This window comes from Paenibacillus sinensis (assembly GCF_019904155.1).
In the GTDB taxonomy this organism is placed as follows: domain Bacteria; phylum Bacillota; class Bacilli; order Paenibacillales; family Paenibacillaceae; genus Paenibacillus_AQ; species Paenibacillus_AQ sinensis.
Window position 1 is genome coordinate 45,770 of record NZ_JAHCMB010000177.1, and the last position, 6,358, is coordinate 52,127.

At 46.3% G+C, this 6,358-nt stretch carries 7 protein-coding genes; all 7 read right to left on the reverse strand.

From position 1 onward, the window contains the following. Nucleotides 1–2: 2 nt before the first annotated feature. Nucleotides 3–752, reverse strand: coding sequence for a polyketide synthase (locus tag KIH86_RS20085; RefSeq protein ID WP_223086113.1), 750 nt, complete (start codon nt 750–752; stop codon nt 3–5). A gap of 13 nt (nt 753–765) precedes the next feature. Beyond that, the gene (locus KIH86_RS20090) at nt 766–2,025 is read right to left on the reverse strand and encodes a hydroxymethylglutaryl-CoA synthase family protein (RefSeq protein WP_223086112.1); all 1,260 of its coding nucleotides are present in this window, start codon (nt 2,023–2,025) and stop codon (nt 766–768) included. 23 nt (nt 2,026–2,048) lie between these two features. Continuing rightward, the gene (locus KIH86_RS20095) at nt 2,049–2,810 is read right to left on the reverse strand and encodes a 4'-phosphopantetheinyl transferase family protein (protein WP_223086111.1); all 762 of its coding nucleotides are present in this window, start codon (nt 2,808–2,810) and stop codon (nt 2,049–2,051) included. Between the two features lies 1 nt (nt 2,811). After that, the gene (locus KIH86_RS20100; RefSeq protein ID WP_223086110.1) at nt 2,812–3,582 is read right to left on the reverse strand and encodes an enoyl-CoA hydratase/isomerase; all 771 of its coding nucleotides are present in this window, start codon (nt 3,580–3,582) and stop codon (nt 2,812–2,814) included. Beyond that, complete coding sequence (locus KIH86_RS20105; protein ID WP_223087608.1) at nt 3,582–4,841, reverse strand: hydroxymethylglutaryl-CoA synthase family protein; 1,260 nt, start codon at nt 4,839–4,841, stop codon at nt 3,582–3,584. Before KIH86_RS20105 ends, KIH86_RS20100 begins: the two co-directional genes overlap by 1 nt. Nucleotides 4,842–4,846: 5 nt before the next feature. Next, complete coding sequence (locus tag KIH86_RS20110; RefSeq protein ID WP_223086109.1) at nt 4,847–6,166, reverse strand: beta-ketoacyl synthase N-terminal-like domain-containing protein; 1,320 nt, start codon at nt 6,164–6,166, stop codon at nt 4,847–4,849. Then, a partial coding sequence (locus KIH86_RS20115) for a phosphopantetheine-binding protein (protein ID WP_223110635.1) occupies nt 6,141–6,358 on the reverse strand: 218 nt, incomplete at its 5' end. The genes KIH86_RS20110 and KIH86_RS20115, both read right to left, overlap by 26 nt.

Here is a 6,358-nt window from a genome sequence, read left to right on the forward strand (position 1 = left end):
CATCATTTGCCGAATAAATTGATAATCCGATTTTTGACCTCGACTTGATGAAATGTTTGTTCATGCATGGCAATTTCTCGTTCAATAACGGCGGGAAGTTCTTCACGAATTGTTTGAACCAGGTGATCTTTTAATGTAATCAATGAAACTCTTGGTTTTTCAGCCACTTGTCTGGCCAATTCAAGCGCCTGCCCCAGAACCTGGTTCCTCGGAAGCACCTGAAAAGCAATGCCGCGTTTCTCAAGCTCAGCTCCACGATAGCCTCCAGCACTTATTAGCAATTCCTCTGCCAAGCTAAATCCCAATTTCTTTGGCAAAATATACGTCGCGCCCATACCTGGCGTAAACCCGTATTTCATAAAGTTGGCTGTGTACATGCTTTCCCGGCTGAGAATAACGAAATCCGAATATAATCCCAGGATGAATCCGCCGCCAATCCCATGCCCCTGCATAGCAGCAATTACTGGTATTCTGCAATCAAGAGCGAGGGTGTATATGCTTACGTCCGTAAATTTCTCCCGGCCTTCATATATGGCCAACAGTCCTTCCCTGGTTCCGCCGGAAGAAAAATAACTATCATACCCGGTCACAATCACAACCTTATAGTCCGGGTTGGCATTGATGGATTCATAGGCGTGATGCAAACCACGGACCAATTCTTCTGAAAAAGTATTTTTATGAACCCGGTCCTGCATGGTGATTTGAACAATACCCGGCTCCACTTCACATACACTGACAACAGATTGCGACACTGTCGACCTCCTTCTAAATCCAGCTGTATTTGCGGTGAAATTCCTTGATTTCCTTCAGGAACAGAAGCCCTTTTCCCTTCCAAGCATCAGTTAATCCCGGAATCAGTTCAAAATCCAATTCGATATTCCGGGTACCAAATTTCACCGCATTGCTTTCCGTTAAAAGGCTCTCATATTCATTTATACTTAATTGGTAGCGCCCGTTTAATTGTTCTTCTATTCCAAAACGCGCTTGCAGCTGCTGCCCCTGTGCTGAGGCAACGCCGCTGTAGAACTCTGCGCAACAGCCCGACCCGTAAGAAAAGCAGCCAATTCGCTTAGGGACATCAAAAGAACCTTTATCTATGGTGCTTGCTAGCGACAGGAATACCGTAGCCCCCATAATATTGCCGACACGTTGGCAATAGATCATTCCCGGTGCCACGCGCTTCTCAAAATCGGGCTCTATCTCATTGGGCCTGACTTGAACCATCTTTCTCATCATGGTCCGGTGAGCTATTCTCACCATCCCTCCGAAAGGGGTATGAAACGTAAGGTATGGAAAGGTATCGCGATAATTCACACCGCTTACCCTTTTTTGATATTCCAGAAATGAATGCTCACAGCAGTCTAAATAGGACATTAAACCCAAATCCGCATCTCCGACTTCGCCGTCAGGGGTAGGCCGGCAGGTATCCATCACCTCATAGCCATAATATCCGTTTGCTCCCACATCTACCTGAAATACATAAGGGGTTTCACTCACCAGAATTGCCGCAGCCCCCGCACCTGAAGTCGGCTCCGCAAAAGCCCAATCCATGTTCAGGGCATCCCCATTCTCCGCCAACGTAAAGCGTGAAATATCCGTCACCACCACTAAAGCCTTTGCCCCTGGGGAAGTCTGCGACAGAATAAAGTTAACCGCCATTTGTAAACCGGCCGTCCCCGAGTAACAGGCATTCTTCAGTTCAAATAGACGGCAGTTCCTGTGTAATCCCAGATAATGATGAATATAGGTGCTTATCGATTTCCCGAAATCGATCCCTGATTCGGTACAGGTTATCAATAATTCGATCCGGTTTTTATCAGCTTCGGTAAGAGCATCAACCAGCGGTTTAGCCGCATTGACGCCATAGGTTACCGGATCTTCATAAGGCATGGCTACGGTCTTTTCTTTCATTAGTAAATTATCAAATCTTGAGGTATCCATGTTTCGGTGCCTTGCCAGCTGCATGACGTCCATGAATGCTATGCCGCCAAAAACATTCATTGCTTCAATTCCAACAGGTATCATATTCATCTCCCTTCCAATTCTGTTCATCGAGATAACGATTCTATTAAAGCTACATTTTGCTTGAAGGAGCAAATATCCAGATCCATTTCCGTGTTTAAAGGGCAAGCGATCGCACTCATATAGCTTCCAACTGAAAATGCAATCGCTTTATATTGCTTAAAATTTTTATAAAAGCATATGAAATAATCGTCGTACCGTTCTATTTTTGAAACCTCGAAAACTTTAAATGAAGCCGTTAAACCCGTTTTAAGAACTTTGGACAAAGCTTCCTTTGCTGACCATAAAAGAGTAAGCGCAGTATCCAGCGGGATCGGCAATGGGTTGATATATTCTTTTTCAGCCATTGTTATGTGGCTTTCAATAGCAGTTCTCTTTCGATCATCTATCTTTTCAAGATCAATGCCCATAGGATGCGCCTCCGGGAAAGCAATTGCCGCCCCGTAATCATTACAATGCGTAATACTGACCTGAATATTCCGCTTGGCCGATGACAGGATGGGTTGGTCAAATATCCCTGCCTGAATATGAATATTGGCCAGCTCTTCTTCACCGGTTAGCGCTGCTGCCGCTTGTTTGGCGGCAAACCGACCCAAGAGATAGCTTCTCATGCGTTTTTCAAATTTCAAGGTATCGTAATAGCTGCGCTCCTGGACATGCAAATAGGGGAGAATACGTTCAAGCTCGGCTATGCTCTGAAAATAACAGCAGCATATGGCAGCCTTGAATGTATTCTCCCGTCTAGTCAATGTGATCTCATTGATAAAATATTGCGTATCTGCTGCCAATTTAGTATGAATCCTCCCACGGAAACAGCCCTTTTTCCACATATCGAACGATCAGATTGATATTCTGCGGGTCCGAAAACACTTCCAGATTACTCGCGATTGCCGCTGATTTGGATTGGAGAAGTGATCCATTCAGGTTATTCAGATAGCTTTTATACCGCGAAATGCCTTTTTTGGGCAAATGCTTTAATCGCAATAAATGTTTGCGGAGCAAAATATCGCTCTGTGCATCACACGCATCCACCAGCCCCCAAGCACATGCCTGTTGGGCAGAGATTGGCTGGGTCGTCAATGTTAAATAGTTGGCTTTCTGAAGTCCGACCCGGCGAATCAGAAACGGCAGGACACATGAAGGTAAAAGTCCGAACAGCAATTCTGATAAGCTGAACTGGGCAGTCTCGTCAGCAAGCACAATATCGCAGGCGGCAGCGAACCCTACGCCTCCCGCATTTACCTTTCCTCTTACATGAGCTACTGAGATATACGGTCCGGTTGCCAGCTTCATCCACAGATCATATAGAGGCTCCGGATTTTGTACACTGTGCTCTCCCCTTGCCATTGCGCCATGAAATTCCTGAAAATCAGCCCCGAAGCAAAAGACTTCCGGCAGGCCCTCCAGCACTACGACAGTAATGGAGTCATCGCATAGCTCCAGCACCTGGCGGCATTCCTCGATCAAACAATCATTGATGGTGTTGTTAGCCTCAGGACGATGAATCTGCAAAAAACATACCGGTTCCTGAAAACGGACCTGTATTGTTTGATAGCTCATCATATCCACCTGTATTCACGATGAAACTCCCTGATTCTCTCCAGGAACAACCGCCCCTTTCCCTGACTTGCTGCCATAGCTTCCGGAATCAGTCCAAAGTCCGTTTCCATATTCCGGGTTCCGAATTTCACTGCACCACTGCCCGCCAAAAGCGCCTCATATTCATCCATGGATAATTGATACCGATCGTTCAGCCGGTTTGCGATATCGAAGCGCCGCTGACGTTCCTGGCCCTGCGGTGTAACAATTCCACTATAGAACTCCGAGCAGCAGCCCGAACCGTAGGAGAAGCAGCCAATTCGCTTTGGAGTATCAAAGCTGCCGTTATCGATCGTGCTTGCAAGTGACAGGAATACAGCCGCTCCCATAATATTTCCGACACGCTGACAGTAGAGCATCCCCGGTACGACCCGCTGCTGGAAATCCGCTTCGATCTCGGCAGGCTTGGCTTGGGCCATCTTCCTCATCATGGCCCGATGCGCGCCTTTCACCATTCCACCGAAAGGGGTATGAAATACAAGATATTGGAATGCTTCCCGATAATCCACGCCGGTTACCCGTTTCTGATACTCAAGAAACGCATTCTCACAACAGTCCAGATATGACAACAAGGATAGATCCGCATCCCCTGCCTCACTGTCAGGGACAGGTCTGCAGGTATCCATGACCTCATAGCCATAGTATCCGTTGGCCCCCACATCAACCTGAAAAACGTAAGGACTTTCACTCACGAGAATCGCCACTGCTCCCGCACCTGAACTTGGCTCGGCAAAAGACCAATCCTCAGATAAGGCTTCTCCTCCCTCGGCTACCATAAACCTTGAAATATCGGTTGCCACAACCAAGGCTTTGGCTCCGGGAGAGGTCCTTGACAGAATAAAATTAACCGCCATCTGAAACCCGGCAGTCCCTGAATAACAGGCTTGCTTGATTTCAAATAAGCGGCAGTTCCGGTTCAATCCAAGATAATGATGTATATATGTACTCATCGACTTCCCAAAATCGATCCCGGATTCGGTACAAGTAATAAGTAACTCGATCCGGTCCTTCTCTGCCTGCGAAAGTGAATCCACTATCGGCTTGGCCGCATTGACTCCATTGGTAACCGGGTCTTCGCATGGTAATGCCACCGTTTTTTCTTTCATCAATAAATTTTCAAACCTGGCTGTATCCAGATTGCGATACTTGGCCAACTCCATAACATCCAGATACGCTGTCCCGCCAAAAACATTCATTGCCTCAATTCCAACGGAAATCAACTTTATCATATCCCCCTTTGGTTTATTCCTCTCAGGACTATACTCGTATTAATGCCACCAAACCCGAACGAGTTACTCAAGGAAGTTCTTATTCGAGCTTCAACCGACATTCCTCTGCTGAATCGGCACTCTTGATCAATCGGATCTTCAAGGTTCAAATTGGGATGAACGAAGCCTTCTTTCATCTGTATTATTGTAGATAGTGCCTCTACTATACCGGCAGAGTATAGACAATGACCTGAAAGACTTTTTGTTGAATTGATCCATATCTCCCCCAGCCGTTCTTTAAATAACCTTTTTATTGCCTTGATTTCAGTTAGATCGCCTGAAGGTGTCGACGTACCATGTGCATTAATATAATCGATATCGTTTGGAGAAACGCCCGCTTGATGTAATGCCAGCTCCATAGAGCGCACTTCGCCATCTTCATTAGGGTCGGATAACCTGTTCCCGTCCAGCACCAGCACTCCGGAAAGGAGTTCTGCAAGAGGCTGAACACCGCGCTTCTCAGCGGACTGGCTAGATTCAAGAACAAGGCATGCCGCCGCCTGCCCATATATGAACCCTTCGTGTTTCTGGTCAAAGGGACGACAGGCTTTATCAGGCTCGCTTCCAAAGCTCTTCCCGCCAATGGCGCCCAGATTGCTGAAACTCATAAATTCCATAGGAGAAAAGTCTGCAAGCGTGCCCATAACGATGCATACATCAACAAGTCCCTGCTGTATCAACTGCATGGCCTTAATAATAGCAACATTACCGCTTGCAGATGCACCGCCAACAGTGAAGCCTTCTCCCTTAATCTGAAATATATCACTGATTGTTCCGACATGATCGGTGTCCATGAAATGCAGTGCATAGCTAGGAGTCATATATTCAGGAGCTTTTTCAAATTTGTTATGCAGTGAATACAAATAGTTTTGAGAAAGATTACTTCCAGAAATAACGACACCTTTACGCTCATCCGCTACAGGATGCGTATCGAGTCTGGCCTTCTCCCATGCCTCCAGTGCAGCCAGCACAGAGCATTGGACTGAAAAAGGAGAACGTCTCGCGCATAGTCTGGCTCTATTTGCAAGTTCTGTGGAGAAAGCGCACTGCTTGATCAGCTTGTCAAAAGAAAAATCGCGGATTTGCGCTCCTATTTGAACTGCTGCAACATTTTCAGGCGGGTTCTGCAAAAAATCTATACCGCTTCTTCCCGACTTCAAGGAATCCGTGAATTCCTCTGTATTGTAACCAATAGAGCTTATTATTCCAGTTCCGGTAATAACTACGTTGGTGTTCTTCTCTAAAGTCTGGTCAACCAATTCCAACATTCTTTCCATACAGCAAATTCACCAGCTCCTGTATATTTTTTACTTGCCCGAATTCTACCATCGACATTTTAAGTCCCAGTGCCTCCATGGAGCTTACCGCTATATCTGCGCGATCTATAGAGTTCGCCCCCAAATCCTTAAGGGAAAGCTCAATTTTCACTTCCTCTTCCTCCAAATAAGTCAGAACCTCCATAATACAAC